This window comes from Patescibacteria group bacterium (assembly GCA_034520665.1).
GTDB lineage: Bacteria > Patescibacteriota > Patescibacteriia > JAXHNJ01 > JAXHNJ01 > JAXHNJ01.
Genome location: JAXHNJ010000001.1, coordinates 362,679 through 379,483, shown reverse-complemented (window position 1 = coordinate 379,483; position 16,805 = coordinate 362,679). Strand labels below are relative to the sequence as shown.

Below are 16,805 nucleotides of genomic sequence, written 5' to 3'. Positions count from 1 at the left end.
CTTTACTTATAAAATAACAAATCAAAACCTAGAGAATATTCAGCTTATCCATAGCCATATCTATTTTTTTTAAAACCAATTCCTTACCCAAAAGCTCAGACATATCAAAAACATCTGGCGAGGCTCTTTTGCCGGACAAAGCCACCCGAAAAGGCCAAAGCAATTCACCAGTATTAAGATTATTTTCTTTTATATAATTTAAAAATAAATCTCTTAAATAATCGGCTTTAAAATCTTTTTCGGAGAGATCTTTTAATTTACTTTCTACCAGTTTAAGATTTTTTATAGCTTGGGTTTTATTTGATTTTCTGGGAATTAAAATCTCCGGCAAATAATCTTTTGGCTCAAACACAAAATCACAAAGCTTATTTATTTCTTTGAGAGTATTAATTCTATCGGCTGACATTTCCCAAAGTTTGACCAAGTCAATATTTTTTTCATTAGCTATTTGTTTAAACTCTTTTTTTAAAAAGGGCTCCCCTACTCTTTTTAATTCTTGCGGATCCATCTGTCTGATATAATAACCGTTTAGCCAGTTAAGTTTATCCAGATTAAAAATAGCGCCGGACTTATTAACTCCATTCAGGGAAAAGGCTTCAATTAATTCTGATCTTGAGAAAAATTCTTTTTCGGTCTTTGGGTTCCAACCTAAAAAAGCTAGAAAATTAAGAATAGCCGCTGGTAAATATCCGTCTTCTTTATATTGTAAAATAGAAACACTGCCATGGCGCTTGGATAGTTTCTTATTATCCCGACCCAAGATCAAAGGCAAGTGGGCAAACCAGGGCGGTTCAAAACCTAAAGCCTGGTATAAAAGAATGTGTTTAGGCGTTGAGGGCAGCCATTCCTCAGCCCGGATGACATGAGTAATACCCATGTCATGATCATCAATTACATTAGCTAGATGATAAGTGGGAAAGCCGTCTGACTTGAGTAATATAGTGTCATCCAAAACCTGGTTTTCAAATTTTACCCGCCCCCGGATTGAGTCTTTAAATTCAGTAGTCCCCTTCTCGGGTATTTTTAACCGGATAACATATTTTTCACCCTGGTTAATTTTCTCTTTAATTTCGTCCGGTGATAATTTTAAACAATGTTTATCATACTTGGGCGGTTTTTTATTTTCAGCCTGTCTGATTCTTAGTTTCTCTAATCTTTGCTTAGAACAAAAACAATAATAAGCTTTTTCTTTACTAATCAGTTCCTGAGCCGCTTGCTGGTATTTTTCGGTACGCTTTGATTGGAAATAAGGCCCCTCGTCCCAGTTTAAACCGAGCCACTCTAAACTTTTCTTAATATTTTCCACACTGTCAGCCTGATACCTCTCCTGATCAGTATCCTCAATACGTAAAATAAATTGGCCTTTTTCTTTGCGGGCTAAAAGCCAGTTAAAAAGAGCCGTTCTAATGCCACCCACATGCGGATCGCCGGTCGGACTAGGAGCAAAGCGGACCTTTATTTTTTCTTTATTATTTTCTAAAATCATTTCTTAATTAAATTAATAATCTGAAAAGCTACACCAGTAGCAAAAAGTAATATAAATAAGACTTTGACAAAGGTGGGTAGTTTATATTGATAAGCCGCTTTTTTGGGGCATTTTTTACGAGTTTTTAAACAAAGTAAAAGTATAATAATACCCTCTAAGCCTAAAGCAAAAGCCCCGGTAATACCAATAACCTCAATAAAGTCTTTCATTCCCAATAGATAAAGAGCCAAGGGAATAAAGAGAGCAAAAAACCAAGCATAATTTCTAGGCACACGATAGTCATACCAATAAATCTTCTTTACTACCATACCAATACTAATAAAGGAAGTAAAGGTGGCTAAAAAGCCAAAAATATAGCCAAAGAGTAATATCTTACGGCCTAAAGCCACTGAAAGCCCGGGAATGGCCTCGGTTGATATATTTCCGCCAGAAATACCCCAGACTAAAATTATAAAAACAAAATATATTAAAACTGCTATTAATATTCCGGTCGGAACAATACTTTTCACTTTTTTCTGCTCACCCTCCATCATATCAACTACTTCCGGCATAACCGACAGGCCCCAGAGGGAAAAAATAAGCACACCAAAAGGCAAAAATATATTATTGCCGCTTAATTTAATATTATTTAAATTAACTTCGGGCCAGCCAAAAATTAAAAAAATAATAACCATTAAAACTATAAAAACCAGCATGATAATTTCAATTCGGGCCACTACTTTAGCCTGGCGAAAAATTAAATAAGCTCCCAAGGCAAAATAAGCCAGAGTATAAACTAAAATTGAACCGCCAATTAAAGGATTAAAAATACCGTGTAAAAATTCTCCCCCCAGAATAATATAAGTAAGTAAAACCCCAGTTAGACCAATCACTGTGGTGAAAAAAGCAATATGGCGCCATTTATTGCCCATATACTTAGCCACATAACCAGGCAAGCGATGATGGCCATGAGTAGCTGAAATAACCTGGCCAAACAACAAGGCCGCTGACAGGGACATAAAAGCTATAATCAGTAAATAAATTATCATCACGGTTAAACCGGCTCTTGAAGCCACGTAAGGCAGACCAAAGATACCAGCCCCAACTATAGTGCCAGTGTAAGTAGCTAAAGCATAAAAATATTTTTTATTCATTTTTTTTATTTTTAATAACTACCCAAGAAAAGCGAAAAACAGCGTTAAAAATACGAAATAGGCGCCAGGGCTGCCAAAAAAGCCGCCAGAGCCATTCTAAACCCATCTTTTGCATAAAATTTGGAGCTCTTTTAATCTGACCAGCTAAAAAGTCAAAAGCCCCGCCGACCCCAACTGCAATTTTAACACTAATCATTTTCCGTAAATGTCTAGCTATCCATTTTTCCTGCTTAGGAGCGCCTAAAGCTACCAGTAAAATATCCGGTTTGGCATGAATAATTTTTTTTAATATTCCTCTTGAAAAAATACGTTCACTATAAATACGGCTGTTATCAAAGCCAACTATCTCAAGATCCGGATATTTCTCTTTTAATTGATAACTAGCTTGAGCTGGCACATCCTTTCTTCCACCCAATAAATAGACAGTCTTACTTTCTTTTTCAGCCTGAGCACAAATAATTTCGATTAGATCATTTCCAGTAATTCTTTTTTTTATTTTTTGTCCCTTAAAACGACTGGCTAAAACTAAACCAAAGCCATCCGGCAGCGAGAGTGAGGCCTTATTTAATATTTTCTTATAATCTTCATTTTTATGAGCCTTTAAAATTATTTCCGGATTAACCGTGGTTAAAAAACGCTGTTTGTTTGAATTTAAGTATTCTTTTATTTTTTCTCTTAACTCTCTTAAACCTATATTAGTTACTTTGACTCCTAATATTTTTATATTTTTCATAATTTAATACTCTGTATTATATTATAAACTAATCCTTGCTTGGTTAAGCGGCTTTCAAAAATATCTATTTTATTAAATCTCTCTTCAAAATTTAGGAAAGTATTTTTTAGATCTGGTTTATTATTATTTTTTTTGATTCTAGCTAAAGTAATATGTGGTCTAAAAATTCTATTTTCCCGCCTGGCAATATTCAAAAAGGCTAATTGATCGTTAATTTTCCTTTTTAACTCATTTAGTTTACTTTTTTCTTTAATACTTAATGATATAATTTTTGGCTTTTTTAAAGTAGGAAAAAGTTCTACTCCCCTACTTTCAATACTCAGAGGATAAAAATCTCTGCTTACAGCTTGAATGGTTTCAATTGTTTGCCAAAGATCTTGATCAGAAATCTGTCCTAGAAAAATTAAAGTCAGATGAAGATTTTCCTTTTTAACATATTTTAAATCCGGCCATTTATTTTTTAAAGATTTTATCAAATTTGATATTCTCTTTTTCAAAGGCTCTGATAAGTCAAAACCAATAAACAACCGGTTTTTCATAATTAGATTATAACAAATTTAGGGCTATTTGTAAATTAATCGTATTATTTTTAAAATAAAAAATCCCATATTCAGGGATTTTTTATATATTTATGAGTAATATTATTTATTTCTCGCTTCTTTTTTTAATTTTTTAAATTCTTTCTTGCTTAAACCAAACTTTTCTGGATCCGATTCAACAGGTCTTTCATTTATTAAAATTAATTGATCATTGTTTTCAAGCACTTTTCTAGCTAAATACTTTTTATCTTCTAAGTCTTCTAATTTGTCAACTTGGTCCAATATATAATCTAAATGTCTTTCCTTCTTTAAAAATATCTCTATTAATATATTTAGCAACAGTCTCACATCCTTTGAGGCCATCTCGGATATATTTTTTAGCCACTTTTTCACGATTAGGTTCTTCAACGGTGCGTAAATCAACGTATCTGTCCCGTCTGATACTTCGTAGGTGTTTTCCCTAATGATACGTGAAACGACAGACATGATTCGTCCTCCTTTCGAATTTTCAACATAGAAAAACAACTACCCTTCGAAGATGGCATGCTCTTCTGCCATTGTTAAGGGCACTCACGTTGTCGGTAAACGTACAATTACATCTTCTCTGGAACCTTGATACTTAACAAGGATAAACCCTTTTTAATCACCGCGGCCACGCCTTTGCTCAGAGCTATTCTTGATTCACGGAGCTTCACATCTTTAGTCCTGAAAATTGACACCTCATTGTAGAAACTGTTGAAAAGCTGAGCCAGTTCCTCCAAGTACACGCATATCTTATGAGGAGAATCCGTTTGCTGAGATATTAACACAGTCTCAGGAAACATCATCAATTTCTTCGCAATATCAAACTCACTCTTGTTTGTGAAAGAAATTTTTTCCTTTTCCAACGTGCTCAAATCAATTTCGCCATAAGTTTTAGTTAGCTTCCTTAGAATTGAATTGATTCGAACATATGAGTACTGAAGATAAACTGCGCTTCCGCTCTCCATATCAAGCATCTTATCCCAGTTAAAAGAAATATTTTTTAATCTGGACTGATGTAGATCATTGTAAATAATTGCTCCGATGCCAATTATCTCAGATACCCTCTCCAATTCTTTGGAATCTACATCTGCTTTCTTTTTAAGTAATATCTCCTTTGACTTTTCCACAGACCGTGCAATCAAATCTTCTAGCTCAATTTGTGTACCCTTCCGGGTAGACATCTTTTTGCCATCACTCAAAACCATCCCGAATCCGATATGCTTTGTCTCTACATCATCAGGGAGATATTCAGCACGCTTGCCAAGTTCAAACAGTTGTTTGAAGTTCAGATCTTGCTCATTACCCACCACATACAAAATGGTACTTGGTTTAAAAGTGTTGACTCTGAACAGAAGCGTAGCCAAATCTCTTGACAAATAGATACTTGACCCATCTTGCTTTCTTAACAGAAAGGAGGGAATTTCTCCCATTTGATCCACGACCACAGCTTCTGATGCTTCATCCTTTCTACACAAACCCTTTGTCATGCATTCGCTTACCAATTTATCCGCCTGCTCAGTAAAATAACTCTCGCCAATATTGGTGTCAAATTCAATTCCTAGTTGTTTGTAAACACGCTCGAAATCCTTCAGACTCAAATCCCTGAAACGTTTCCAAAGAGCAACTAATTCCGGATCTTTTTTCTCAAGTCGTGTAAACAACTCGCGAGCTTTATCTTTGATTTCTGGATGCACTTCAGAAAACTGGTGGAATTTAACATAAAGATCTTTAAGCTCTCCGACTGGATTTTTAGCTATCTTTTTCTCATCGCCCCATTCTTTATAGGCATAAATGAGAGATCCAAACTGCGTACCCCAATCACCAAGATGGTTATCTTTGATTACGCTATAACCAGTTTCGTGGTAAATATTGGAAAGAGCTTGTCCGATGATAGTAGATCTCAGATGACCAACACCCATTGGCTTTGCAATATTCGGCGCGGAATAATCAATAAGAGCTACTTTTCCAGCGTTGACATCACTCTCCCCATAACGATCCTCCAGTTCAAGAACTTTTGCAAAAATATCGCGATAAAGAACCTCTTTATGTGTCTCCAGATTCACAAAATTTCCTGCGACAGAAGCATTCTTAATCAAAGCCATTTTATGTTCGTTTATGCCATCGACGATTTTCTTTGCAAGTACATTCGGTTTTTCTCCTAACTTCTTCGCTAGATCAAAAACCTTCAAAGCAAAATCGCCGGATATATGAGCTGGCGGCACTGATAATTTTAGTTTTCCAATATCCTGAACGCCTACGGATTCCCGTACGACTTCCGTTACCTCCCTCCTTAGCTCTTCTGATGGGTAGCTATCAAAATCGACATACTCGCGATTCTCCTTTTCCTCTCTGATTTTTTCTTGAACTGCGTTTACAGACTCCGCTACTTCCAGCTTGTAGTTCTCGAACTCGTCCTGGTTTTTTTTCCTCATTTTCATATTGTTATAAATTAATAAATAATAGTAATTTAATTATAATAAAAAAAACAATTTTAACAAATTTTTTATATCTTATTAATAATTAATTTAAAACTTTTTTAATATAATAAATGATTAAATAAGCAAATCACATAGCAAGATATAATAAACGACTAGGTGAATATAACGCTTTTTTTAAGATAAAAATTAGACTAAACAGATAAAAATAAATTTAGTTAATAAAAGCTGTAATACATTTTTTAAAAGTGTTATAATAATAGAGGTATGAAAAAAGCTTTACTCTATAAAAAAAAGCCAGATAATAAGGTAAAATGCCAGCTGTGTAATCATCACTGCCTGATTTTACCTAAAAAAAGAGGACTTTGTGGTGTTAGAGAAAACAGAGAGGGAGAACTATACTCTTTGGTTTATGGCAAGGCTATTAGCGAAAATATTGACCCGATTGAAAAAAAGCCTTTTTTCCATTTTCTGCCCGGAACCTTGGCTCTCTCATTTGGTACTTTAGGGTGTAATTTTAGGTGTGCTAATTGCCAAAACTGGCAAATATCGCAAGCTCCAAGACTAAACAAAGAAATTTTTGGCCAGGACTTACCGCCAAAGAAAATTGTTCAGGAGGCACTTGAAAATGACTGCCAGTCTATTGCCTATACTTACACTGAACCAACTATATTTTTTGAGTACGCCTTGGAAACTATGAAACTAGCTCATAATAAAGGACTGAAAAATGTTTTTGTTTCTAACGGTTTTATGACTAAAGATTGTTTAAAAATAGCCAAGCCCTTTCTTGACGCCATTAATATTGATTTAAAATTTTTTGATAATAATAAATATAAAAAATACTGCCATGGTAAACCTGAACCAATTTTAGAAAATTTAAAAACTATCAAAAAAATGGGCCTTTGGCTGGAGATTACCACCTTAGCCATACCGACTCTTTCTGACCAAAAAGAAATGTTTGAAAAAATAGCTGATTTTATTAAAACAGAATTAGGAGAAGAAACTCCCTGGCATATCTCAAGATTTTCCGGAGCTATTTCTCATAAACTAGATCACCTGCCGGATACACCACTAAAAACACTTTATCAAGCTTATGATATAGCCCAGAAAAAGGGTCTAAAATATGTTTATTTAGGCAATGTACCCGGAGATAAGTTTGAAAATACTTATTGTCCAAAATGTGGCTCTTTAATTATTGAAAGAATCGGTTATAATATAAAAAGATATGATAAAAAGGGTCAATGTCCAAAATGTCAGCAAAAAATTAATTTAATAAATAAATAAAAAATATGAAAAAAATACTTGCCACATTATTAATTTCATTCTTTATTATTCCTCTCTCTTCTTTAGCCTATTCTTTTAATAAAAATCGTATTATATCAGATGACGATTTAACGGGTTTAAATATGTCTCAAAGCCGTATTCAAGAATTTTTGGCTCAAAAAGGAGGCTATTTAGGCTCTTATAGTTTAAATGTAAACGGCCTTATGAAAACAGCGGCTCGTATTATTTATGAAGTAGCGGCTGAATTTAGTATTAGTCCGCGCTATCTTTTAACTACTCTCCAAAAAGAGCAAAGTTTAATTACTATGGCCAGTCCTTCTCAAACCAGACTAGACTGGGCCATGGGTTATGGCGTTTGTGATGGTTGTACTTATAATGATCCTGGTATTCAGCAGTACAAAGGTTTTTATAATCAAGTCTATAACGCCGCCAAGCGTATTCGCTCACAGGCTTATTTAGGCGGCTTGGAAAGTGGCGGTACTACAATTTCTGGCTGGGCCCCGGGCATTACCAAGACGGTTGACTGTAGTCGCGGTTGCGGCCGGGCCCAGGGCGACTACATCTATGTTCCGGTCACGCCGGAAAATAACGCCACCGCTGTTTTATATACCTACACTCCTCACGTGGACGGAAATTATTCTTTTTGGCAGATTTGGTCAAGATGGTTTTTAAAACATTATCCTAATGGTTCATTAGTTCGTGTCAAAGGAGAACCCGGTATTTGGCTAATTAGAAACAACAAACGTTATAATTTCGTTTCTAAATCAGCTTTTATTTTTTCCTATGATATAGACAAGGTGGTGGAGGTTTCTTTAAATGAAATACAAGCTTATGAATACGGCGCTCCCATTAAATTTGCTGAATACAGTCTGCTCCAGGCTCCTCATGGCGGGGTTTATATATTGATCAACGGCCAAAAAAGAGCTATTACTTCTAAGGAAGTTTTTCAAACCCTTGGCTACAGCCCCGAAGAATTAATAAAAGTGGAGTGGTCAGAGCTAGAAGCTTATGAAGAGGGAGCGAAAATTACCTTGGACCAAGCTTATCCTACCGGTGTCTTACTGCAATCCAGGCAAACCGGCGGCATTTACTACATTGAAAATGGCGTCAAGTATCCCATCCACTCCCCAGAAATTTTAGAATCCCGTTTTCCCCGTCGCCGTTGGACACAGGCTGACCAGTCTGAAATTGACTCGTATCCAAAGGGCCGTGATGTTAAGTTTCGTGACGGCGAGTTAATTGCTTCGCCTAACTCCAACGGTATTTACTTAGTAGCTGACGGTCAAAAAAGACCTATCCCCTCCTATGAAATATTCCAGGCCATGGGTTATAAATGGTCTAATATAATCTGGACTACTGATAGAGCCGTCCAGGTTCATCCTACTGGTGAAGCCATCGATTATATTTCTGCCTAACAATTTTAAAGAAAAAAATATGCTAGTTTTTTCATCTATTTGTCCGCATCCACCTTTACTTATTCCAGAAATTGGTAAAGAAAACATAAAACAGGTTAAAAAAACTCAAAAAGCCATGAAAGAGCTGGAACAGATTTTTTACGCCCGAAAAGTAGATTCTGTTGTAATAATTTCCCCACATCAAGATTTAATCCCTGATGCCTTTGCCATCAATCTAGCAGAAAAATTTGAAGTTAATTTTAAAGAATTTGGTGATTTCTCGACTCGTTTGTCCTTTAAATCTAATATTTCTTTTGCTCACCGCCTCAAGGAACGTCTGGAAGACCATCGTTTTCCTTCAGTTTTAATTAATAAAAATAACCTGGATCATGGCAGCGGGCTGCCCCTTTACTACCTCACCCCTCATTATGAAAATTTACCGATCACTCCTATTAGTTTTTCTTTGATGGATTTAAAAACTCAATATGATTTTGGTAAGATTATTTCTGACGAAATCCATCATACCAATGAGCGTATAGCCGTTATTGCTTCGGGTGACCTCTCGCACCGATTAACGGAAAGCGCTCCAGCTGGCTATTCACCTCGAGGCAAGGAATTTGATAAAAAATTAATTGAACATTTGCAAAAAAAAGAAACCGACAAAATAATAAAAATGGATCCAGTACTAATTGAAGAAGCCGGAGAATGTGGCTTGCGTTCTATAATAATATTGCTGGGAGTTTTAAATCGTAAAAAATACAATGTTGATATTCTTTCTTATGAAGGGCCTTTTGGCGTCGGCTATTTAGTGGCTAATTTTCCCCTGCAGTAAAAATGAAATTAATTCCTATAAAAACTAAAATACTCAAGCCAGGAGAAAAAGTTTTTGATCTTTTTTTAAAACATAACAAATATAAAATTAAAAACGGAGATATCATAGCTCTGGCTTCAAAAATTGTTTCCTATGAACAAGAAAACCTGGTTGAACTAAAAAAAATTAAAGCGACAAAAAAAGCTAAAATCCTGGCTAAAAAATATGAGCTATCACCAGAATTTTGTCAGTTAGTTATAGATGAATCTGATAAAATAATTGGCGGGGTAAAAAAAGCCCTTTTAACCCTTAAAGACGGTTTGGTTTTAGCTAATGCCGGCCTTGATCATTCAAACGTAAAAAAAGGCCTAGCGGCTCTTTGGCCTTCTAGCCGACATCTATACCTTGATAAACTTAGAAAAGCCTTTGAGAGCCACTATAAGCCTAAAATCGGCCTGATTATGGTTGATTCACACTGTTCTCCTCTCAGACAGGGCACTACTGGACTGGCTATAGCTATATCAGGATTTAAGGGTACTATTAACGAAAAAGGTAAACATGACCTTTTTAAAAATAAAATGGAAATAACTTATCATAATATTGCTGATGACTTAGCGGCCGCTGCTAATGGCCTAATGGGAGAAAGAAACCAAAAAATACCCTTTGTTATTATTAAAAACTTTAAAATTAAAAAAAGTAATCTAAAAGCTTCTAAACTTTCTAAAGAACTCCTTATAAAACCTAGCTCTTGCCTTTTTCGTCATTATCATGTAAAATAATATAAAGTAATTATTAAAAAAGAAAAACATATGCCTAAAAAAAATATTTACTTTTTAATTGGCTTTATTATACTTGGCCTAATAGCTCTGCAAATCCCCCTGGCCAATATTATCGGCTCTAAGCAAAGCTTTACTCTTTTTGATTATATGGGGCCGACCACCGGTCTTTTCTTAGGACCGCTTTACGGGGCTATTAGTGTTTTTGTGGTAAAATTTTATAATATTTTAATCGGTGGCCAAAATCTCACCTGGCTTTCTCTTTTAAGGTTTTTACCGATGATTATGGCCGCTGTTTATTTAGGAACTAAAACCAAAAAAAATGCGCTCATACCTTTAATTTGTATGATTCTTTTTATAGTTCATCCGCAAGGTCGCGGAGCCTGGTTTTACGCCCTTTATTGGCTTATCCCTGTCGTGTCCATATTTAAAAAACAAAGACTCTTAGCTAATGCCTTGGGCGCTACCTTTACCGCTCATGCTATTGGTTCAGTTATTTTTCTCTACGCCTTTAATCTACCCTCAGCTGTCTGGATTAGCTTAATCCCCATCGTGGCTATTGAAAGAGGATTGTTTGCTTTAGGTATTTGGGTTTCTTATCCAGCCTTTAATACTCTGCTTGATAAAATTAGCCAAGTGCCAAGTCTATCTTTTCTTAAAAAACTGGTAAACCAACAATACACTTACTCTAAGAAATTTCTAAAAAAACACGCTTAAATTATTCTATAAAAAAGACTCCTTATTATAATAAACTGGAGTTTTTTTATTAAATAAAATCCTTTATTTAAAAGGATAAAGATGATAAAATTCAGTTATGGACCAGTATATTAAACTAGCTAAAAAAAGTATAAAATCACATTTAGCCGGCCAAACCTTGAAAGTTGAAGTCAAAAAACTACCTCAAGAAATGACTCAAAAAAGAGCCGGTGTTTTTGTCTCTCTGCATAAAAAAGACAGCGGCCATTTAAGAGGCTGCATTGGCACTTTTTTGCCGACTAAAGATAATCTAGCTCAGGAAATTATTGATAACGCCAGAGCGGCCGCTTTTTCTGACCCTCGCTTTCCGGCTCTTAAAAAAGATGAGCTTGATAATCTTAAAATAAAAGTGGATGTGCTAAATCCACCCCAATTAGTTAAGTCAAAAAAAGAGCTTGATCCGCAAAAATATGGGATTATAGTTAAAAATAAATTAGGTCAAGTCGGACTGCTTTTACCAGATATAGCAGGTATTAAGACCAGGCAAGAGCAATTATCTGTAGCCGGCCAAAAGGCCGGTTTTAGTCCGGAAGAGAATAATTATCAAATTTATCGTTTTACAGTAACCAGACATCAATAAACAAAAATATGTTCGCTCAAATTATTCCTTTAAGAAAATTACCTAAATCTATCGACTATTTTGATTATAAAGTACCCAAAAAATTATCTAAAAAAATAAAAATTGGGCAGGTTGTTTTAATACCTTTCCGACGTCAAAAAATAAAAGGAATAGTTATTAATTTTAAAAAAACTTCTAACTTTAAAAAGGTGAGGGCTATTTTAAATATTATTATTGATAAACCAGTTATTAATAAAAACCAAATTAAACTGGCAAAATTTATTTCTCAATATTATTTTGTTTCTCTTTCACTAATAATAAAAAAAATAATCCCCCCGCTTTTAAAAAGGCCTCGCCCGGCCAGTAAAAAAGGTGCGGAAATAAAATATAAAAAAATAAAAAAGACCAAACTTGATATTTCCTCCTCGATAAAAAATAAAAAAGCTCTTTTCGAATATAAGCAAATGGAAGAAAAATATAAGCTTTATCTTAATTTAATAAAAGAAGATAAAAACCAAACGCTTATTGTCTTTCCCCAAATTCCGGATATTTATAATTTTTATCAATACTTAAATAAAACTTGGAGAAAAAAGACAGCTATTATTAATCATCAACTTTCTGACAGTCAGCTCTATCATATTTATGAAAAAGTGGCCCAAGGCAAAATTAAAGTTATCCTGGGCACTTCTCTGGCCTTTTTTCTTCCTTATAAAAATTTAAAGACCGTGGTTATTGATGAGGAAGATAATAAAAATCACAAACAATATGACCAAAATCCTCGCTTCCATAATAAAATAGTGGCCGAAAAGATATTTTCTCTTTATAAAACCAGGCTAATCTTAACCTCAGCTTGTCCTAATATAACCACTTATTTTCAAGCTAAAAAAGGCCGTTACAAATTATATAAAAGTAAAGAAAAGGCTAAGCCAAAATCAACTCTAGTTGATTTAACTCGTTCTAATAGAGGCGGAAAATCCTTTCTCTCAATCTTCCTTAAAAATGAAATAGAAAATAAACTAAACGATAAGAAAAAAATTCTGCTTTTAAACAACCGTAAAGGATTTTCCCGCACTTCAGTTTGCCGCGACTGCGGCTATACAGCTAATTGCCCGGACTGCCAAATACCTTTGACCCAACATAAAAAATCTTCCGGGTATTATCTCCTCTGCCACCGCTGTGGTTTTCAAAGAAAAATGATATTAAAATGCCCTAATTGTGGATCGGCTGAAATATCCAGTCTGGGTCTAGGCCAGGAGAAAATCTTTGAAGAAATATCTAATCTCTTTCCAAAAGTTAAAATTACAAAAATAAGCAGTCAGTCTGAAACATCCCAATATTTAAAAAAATCTGAAATTGTTATTTCTACCTTTATAGCTTTAAGTCGATTTATAAAAAACAAATTTGGATTAATTGTCCTTGTAAACGCTGACCAAATTCTTAATTTACCAGATTATCGCTCCAGTGAAAAAACTTTTCAATTACTCTTTAATCTCAACTGCTTGGCCAGATACAATCAGGCCGATTTTATAATCCAAACTTATTCAGCTAAAAATTCATCATTTAAATATTTTCCTAACCGTTATGAAAATTTTTTCCGCCAGGAATTAAAAAATCGTAAATTGCTCAACTACCCGCCTTATAGTCAGCTTATTAAGCTTTCCTCTCAGGCACAAAGTCCTTATCAGGCTAAAAAAGAAGCTCTTGATATACATCATAAAATATCAAATAAATTCTCTTCTCTCAGTCTTTCCCCGCCTCTGCCGGCTTTTAGACTAAAAAGGTTTGATCGTTATTTTTACAATATAATTTTAAAACTTCCAAAAAATATTAAGCATAAAAAATTACAATCAATTATTAAATTAGTTCCTGACCATTGGCTTATCGACCGCAATCCTGAGAATTTATTATAAGAGAATTGTCTAACATCTATAAAAATGTTATAATAATTTTTACTTAAAAATAAGCTTACCAATAGCATGACAAAACTAAATATTAGGTTAAAGGGTGATAAAATATTACGCCAAAAAGCTGAACCCATAAAAAATCCTCAAAAAAAAGATATACAAAAACTGGCCCAGAATATGACTAAAACTATGAATCAAGAGAATGGTATTGGTTTGGCGGCCCCTCAAGTCGGTCTATCTAAGAGGTTAATTTGTGTGAAGAATAAAGACGGTGATCTTATACTAATAAACCCTAAAATTACAAAAAAATCCTGGCTAAAAAACATGGCTGAAGAAGGCTGTCTTTCTATTCCAGGAGTGTTCGGCCCGGTTAAAAGACATAAAAGTATAATAGTGAAAGCTAAGAATTTAAAAAATAAATCTATAAAATTTAAAGCTAAGGGTTTATTGGCCCGAGTAATTCAGCATGAAGTGGATCATTTAAACGGAATTCTTTTTATTGATAAAATAGAAAAAAATGTCTCAAAAACAAAGAATGAAAGAAAAATTTAAAGTTGTATTTTTTGGTACTCCTGAATTTGCAGTTCCCTCTCTAAAATCATTAATAAGAAATAATTATCAGGTTATCGCCTGTGTCACCCGGCCTGATAAACCAAGGGGTCGGCATTTAAAGTTTAGATTTTCACCGGTCAAAAAATTAGCTCAAAAGCATAACCTCAAAATATTACAACCCACCAAAATAAATAGTCCTGACTTTCTTAAAGAGCTAAAAGAGATAAAGCCGGCTCTTTTTGTAGTGGTAGCCTTTGGTAAAATACTGCCAAAAAAGATTATCGATTTACCGATGTTTGGCACTTTAAATCTTCATGCTTCTCTGTTGCCCAGATACCGTGGCGCCTCACCCATTCATTATGCTCTTTTAAATGGAGATAAAAAAACTGGAGTCACCATTATGAAAATGGACGAACATATGGACACCGGACCGGTTGTCAGTCAGCTGGAAATAGATATTCAAAAAAAAGATAATTTATCTACTCTTCATGATAAGTTAGCCCAAGAAGGAGCCCAACTTCTAGTTAACACTTTACCGGACTATTTTTCCTATAATATTAATTTAAAAAAACAAGACGAGAGCCAAGCTACTTATACCAAGGTTTTAAAAAAAGAAGATGGACGTATTAACTGGTCAAAATCAGCAAAAAAAATTGAAAGTAAAGTTCGAGCCTTTAATCCCTGGCCTGGTGCTTTTACCTATTACCAAAATAATTTAATTAAAATAAAAGAAGGCCAAACTACTGGCCAAGCTAGCTCAAAAAAACCAGGCTATCTCTTTTATAAAAAAAACAAAATTTTAGTCACCACCGACACTAATCTTTTTGAAATAAAGAAAATTCAGCTAGCTGGTAAAAAAGCTTTGACTGCCTCTGAATTTATAAACGGCCAAAAAGAATTTGACGGGGTATACCTTAACTAATTCTTTCTCACTTTTTTAGTGGCTTGAAAACCGAGATACTTACCCAACATTAGACGTGTTTGAGCATCAGTGGCTGGTAGACTGCCAAAAATAATCATAGAAAAAGGAAAAAGAATCCATTGCAATAACATCAAAGGGTAACGCCAAGATGATTTCTTTTTTGGTTTTGGCGGCAAAATAACTAAACTTATAATAGCCGAAACAAAGAGACCAATCATAGCACTGGTCATTAATAGACGCAGTATATAAGGAGTATTTTGGGCCACCATGGTATACATTTGAGGTCTTTCAAAATTATTAATTACCCAGATTGGTAAATGTCCTAGAACAAAAATAAGAATAGGAGCCGTAGCCCAAGAATAAACCCCCTCAAGTTGATTCCAAATATATTTTATCTTAGAGCCTAATTTTATTTGTTTATTACCCCAAAAATTCCAAAACATAAATGGAAAATTTTCTACTCCATAGGCCCAACGTCTTTGTTGCTTATAAAGATTTTTCATACTCTCCCAAAAATTGTGACCCAAAACCGTATCCATGGAAATTGGAATATACATTGGTTTGACCTTATAATGGCCATTATATCTAATTAAACCTTGAACAAATATACGCGAGTCTTCAGTCACAATATCCGACTGCCAAAAACCAACATCAACCAAGGCTTTAAAACTCATACTGTGAGAGGAAAAAGTAAATAATCGGTCAGGCCGGATAGTTTCTGACAAAAGCCAAAAAGTAGTAGAATTAGAAGCCACACGAGTTAAAGCTGGTGAATCCCAAATATTATTATTAAACAAAGGTATCGGCTGATAGCTTTTTCTTGTCGGATTAGGATCGGTTAAATAAGAATAGGTTAAATAAGAAAAATATTGCCGGTGAACACAGGTATCCACATCAAAAGAGGAAACAATTATATTTTTATAACTAATATTTTTTTGATCAATAATTTTTTTTACTTCTTTCCCAGCATAAGCGATGTTTGAGCCCTTACCGGGCATTTCCCCGGGAACATTTTTTGGATGATAAGTGATAACAAATTTATTAAATAACTCGCCAAATTCATCTTTTAATTTATTAGCCTTTGGCAAGGCCTTCTCGCCTTCATTTTCTTCACAAGCTAAAATAATATAAAATTTATCCAAAGGAAAGGAAACACGGGCTAAGTATTTTAAAGTAGTACGAATAACATTAATATCATCTTTATAAGTAGGAATAAAAACCAGATGAATAACATCTTGCCAACCTTTTAATTTTTGGCATTTTTTTATCCAATTTACTTTCTTGGCCTGACAAAAACGCTTATAGGCCATCAGTAAATAGACTAAAATATAAATAACGCGAATCAGCCAATAAAGATCGAAAAGTATAATAAAATAGATAACATAAAGAGGAGCTATAAATGATAAAACTACTGCTAAAATAAATGTACCCCAGACAAGAAAACCCGGGATAATTTCTAAAATTCTGTATTTTTTATAATCAGATATAAAAGGCATA

At 34.3% G+C, this 16,805-nt stretch carries 16 protein-coding genes; 9 read left to right on the top strand and 7 right to left on the bottom strand.

Going from position 1 to position 16,805, the window contains the following annotated elements; all coding sequences use genetic code 11:
• Positions 1 to 28 precede the first annotated feature (28 nt).
• The 6 genes from gltX to argS all read right to left on the bottom strand — a co-directional run bounded on the left by gltX (position 29) and on the right by argS (position 6,353).
• Positions 29 to 1,486 carry a glutamate--tRNA ligase gene (gltX, locus tag U5L76_01955; protein MDZ7798361.1) on the bottom strand — a complete coding sequence of 486 codons (1,458 nt, stop codon included), beginning with the start codon at positions 1,484 to 1,486 and terminating at the stop codon, positions 29 to 31.
• Positions 1,483 to 2,619: an aromatic amino acid transport family protein gene (locus U5L76_01950; GenBank protein MDZ7798360.1), complete on the bottom strand. Its 1,137-nt coding sequence runs from the start codon at positions 2,617 to 2,619 to the stop codon at positions 1,483 to 1,485. The genes gltX and U5L76_01950 overlap by 4 nt, the downstream gene beginning before the upstream one ends.
• On the bottom strand, positions 2,612 to 3,352 hold the full coding sequence (locus tag U5L76_01945; GenBank protein ID MDZ7798359.1) for a WecB/TagA/CpsF family glycosyltransferase: 741 nt from the start codon (positions 3,350 to 3,352) through the stop codon (positions 2,612 to 2,614). The genes U5L76_01950 and U5L76_01945 overlap by 8 nt, the downstream gene beginning before the upstream one ends.
• Positions 3,349 to 3,891 (bottom strand): RNA 2',3'-cyclic phosphodiesterase, encoded by a 543-nt coding sequence (thpR, locus tag U5L76_01940; GenBank protein MDZ7798358.1) that lies wholly within the window; start codon positions 3,889 to 3,891, stop codon positions 3,349 to 3,351. The genes U5L76_01945 and thpR overlap by 4 nt, the downstream gene beginning before the upstream one ends.
• Before the next feature lie 102 nt (positions 3,892 to 3,993).
• Positions 3,994 to 4,377, bottom strand: a complete 384-nt coding sequence (locus U5L76_01935; protein MDZ7798357.1) for a hypothetical protein — start codon at positions 4,375 to 4,377, stop codon at positions 3,994 to 3,996.
• 107 nt (positions 4,378 to 4,484) lie between these two features.
• Positions 4,485 to 6,353 carry an arginine--tRNA ligase gene (gene argS, locus U5L76_01930; GenBank protein MDZ7798356.1) on the bottom strand — a complete coding sequence of 623 codons (1,869 nt, stop codon included), beginning with the start codon at positions 6,351 to 6,353 and terminating at the stop codon, positions 4,485 to 4,487.
• A gap of 264 nt (positions 6,354 to 6,617) precedes the next feature.
• Between argS and amrS the strand changes: the two genes are divergently transcribed.
• From amrS to fmt, 9 genes are all read left to right on the top strand, one after another.
• Positions 6,618 to 7,634 (top strand): AmmeMemoRadiSam system radical SAM enzyme, encoded by a 1,017-nt coding sequence (amrS, locus tag U5L76_01925; GenBank protein ID MDZ7798355.1) that lies wholly within the window; start codon positions 6,618 to 6,620, stop codon positions 7,632 to 7,634.
• A 5-nt stretch (positions 7,635 to 7,639) separates the two neighbouring features.
• Positions 7,640 to 9,049: a hypothetical protein gene (locus U5L76_01920; protein MDZ7798354.1), complete on the top strand. Its 1,410-nt coding sequence runs from the start codon at positions 7,640 to 7,642 to the stop codon at positions 9,047 to 9,049.
• A 19-nt stretch (positions 9,050 to 9,068) separates the two neighbouring features.
• The gene (amrB, locus tag U5L76_01915; protein ID MDZ7798353.1) at positions 9,069 to 9,860 is read left to right on the top strand and encodes an AmmeMemoRadiSam system protein B; all 792 of its coding nucleotides are present in this window, start codon (positions 9,069 to 9,071) and stop codon (positions 9,858 to 9,860) included.
• 2 nt (positions 9,861 to 9,862) lie between these two features.
• Positions 9,863 to 10,618 (top strand): coenzyme F420-0:L-glutamate ligase, encoded by a 756-nt coding sequence (locus U5L76_01910; GenBank protein ID MDZ7798352.1) that lies wholly within the window; start codon positions 9,863 to 9,865, stop codon positions 10,616 to 10,618.
• Positions 10,619 to 10,648: 30 nt separating this feature from the next.
• Positions 10,649 to 11,332 carry a hypothetical protein gene (locus U5L76_01905; GenBank protein MDZ7798351.1) on the top strand — a complete coding sequence of 228 codons (684 nt, stop codon included), beginning with the start codon at positions 10,649 to 10,651 and terminating at the stop codon, positions 11,330 to 11,332.
• Positions 11,333 to 11,429: 97 nt separating this feature from the next.
• Entirely contained in the window at positions 11,430 to 11,951 is a 522-nt protein-coding gene (amrA, locus tag U5L76_01900) for an AmmeMemoRadiSam system protein A (GenBank protein ID MDZ7798350.1), read from the top strand.
• Positions 11,952 to 11,959: 8 nt separating this feature from the next.
• On the top strand, positions 11,960 to 13,840 hold the full coding sequence (gene priA, locus U5L76_01895; GenBank protein MDZ7798349.1) for a primosomal protein N': 1,881 nt from the start codon (positions 11,960 to 11,962) through the stop codon (positions 13,838 to 13,840).
• Positions 13,841 to 13,906: 66 nt separating this feature from the next.
• Positions 13,907 to 14,386: a peptide deformylase gene (def, locus tag U5L76_01890; GenBank protein ID MDZ7798348.1), complete on the top strand. Its 480-nt coding sequence runs from the start codon at positions 13,907 to 13,909 to the stop codon at positions 14,384 to 14,386.
• Positions 14,352 to 15,308, top strand: coding sequence for a methionyl-tRNA formyltransferase (gene fmt / locus U5L76_01885; GenBank protein ID MDZ7798347.1), 957 nt, complete (start codon positions 14,352 to 14,354; stop codon positions 15,306 to 15,308). Before def ends, fmt begins: the two co-directional genes overlap by 35 nt.
• On the opposite strand, the gene U5L76_01880 is transcribed toward fmt, so the two are convergent.
• A complete protein-coding gene (locus tag U5L76_01880; protein ID MDZ7798346.1) occupies positions 15,305 to 16,804 on the bottom strand; it encodes a glycosyltransferase family 2 protein in 1,500 nt (499 codons plus the stop codon). The genes fmt and U5L76_01880 overlap by 4 nt on opposite strands.
• Between the last annotated feature and the right edge of the window lies 1 nt (position 16,805).

Coding starts and splice junctions, on each gene's coding strand:
- gltX (MDZ7798361.1), bottom strand. CDS start 1,486: ATGATTTTAGAAAATAATAAAGAAAAAATAAAGGTCCGCTTTGCTCCT.
- U5L76_01950 (MDZ7798360.1), bottom strand. CDS start 2,619: ATGAATAAAAAATATTTTTATGCTTTAGCTACTTACACTGGCACTATA.
- U5L76_01945 (MDZ7798359.1), bottom strand. CDS start 3,352: ATGAAAAATATAAAAATATTAGGAGTCAAAGTAACTAATATAGGTTTA.
- thpR (MDZ7798358.1), bottom strand. CDS start 3,891: ATGAAAAACCGGTTGTTTATTGGTTTTGACTTATCAGAGCCTTTGAAA.
- U5L76_01935 (MDZ7798357.1), bottom strand. CDS start 4,377: ATGTCTGTCGTTTCACGTATCATTAGGGAAAACACCTACGAAGTATCA.
- argS (MDZ7798356.1), bottom strand. CDS start 6,353: ATGAAAATGAGGAAAAAAAACCAGGACGAGTTCGAGAACTACAAGCTG.
- amrS (MDZ7798355.1), top strand. CDS start 6,618: ATGAAAAAAGCTTTACTCTATAAAAAAAAGCCAGATAATAAGGTAAAA.
- U5L76_01920 (MDZ7798354.1), top strand. CDS start 7,640: ATGAAAAAAATACTTGCCACATTATTAATTTCATTCTTTATTATTCCT.
- amrB (MDZ7798353.1), top strand. CDS start 9,069: ATGCTAGTTTTTTCATCTATTTGTCCGCATCCACCTTTACTTATTCCA.
- U5L76_01910 (MDZ7798352.1), top strand. CDS start 9,863: ATGAAATTAATTCCTATAAAAACTAAAATACTCAAGCCAGGAGAAAAA.
- U5L76_01905 (MDZ7798351.1), top strand. CDS start 10,649: ATGCCTAAAAAAAATATTTACTTTTTAATTGGCTTTATTATACTTGGC.
- amrA (MDZ7798350.1), top strand. CDS start 11,430: ATGGACCAGTATATTAAACTAGCTAAAAAAAGTATAAAATCACATTTA.
- priA (MDZ7798349.1), top strand. CDS start 11,960: ATGTTCGCTCAAATTATTCCTTTAAGAAAATTACCTAAATCTATCGAC.
- def (MDZ7798348.1), top strand. CDS start 13,907: ATGACAAAACTAAATATTAGGTTAAAGGGTGATAAAATATTACGCCAA.
- fmt (MDZ7798347.1), top strand. CDS start 14,352: ATGTCTCAAAAACAAAGAATGAAAGAAAAATTTAAAGTTGTATTTTTT.
- U5L76_01880 (MDZ7798346.1), bottom strand. CDS start 16,804: ATGCCTTTTATATCTGATTATAAAAAATACAGAATTTTAGAAATTATC.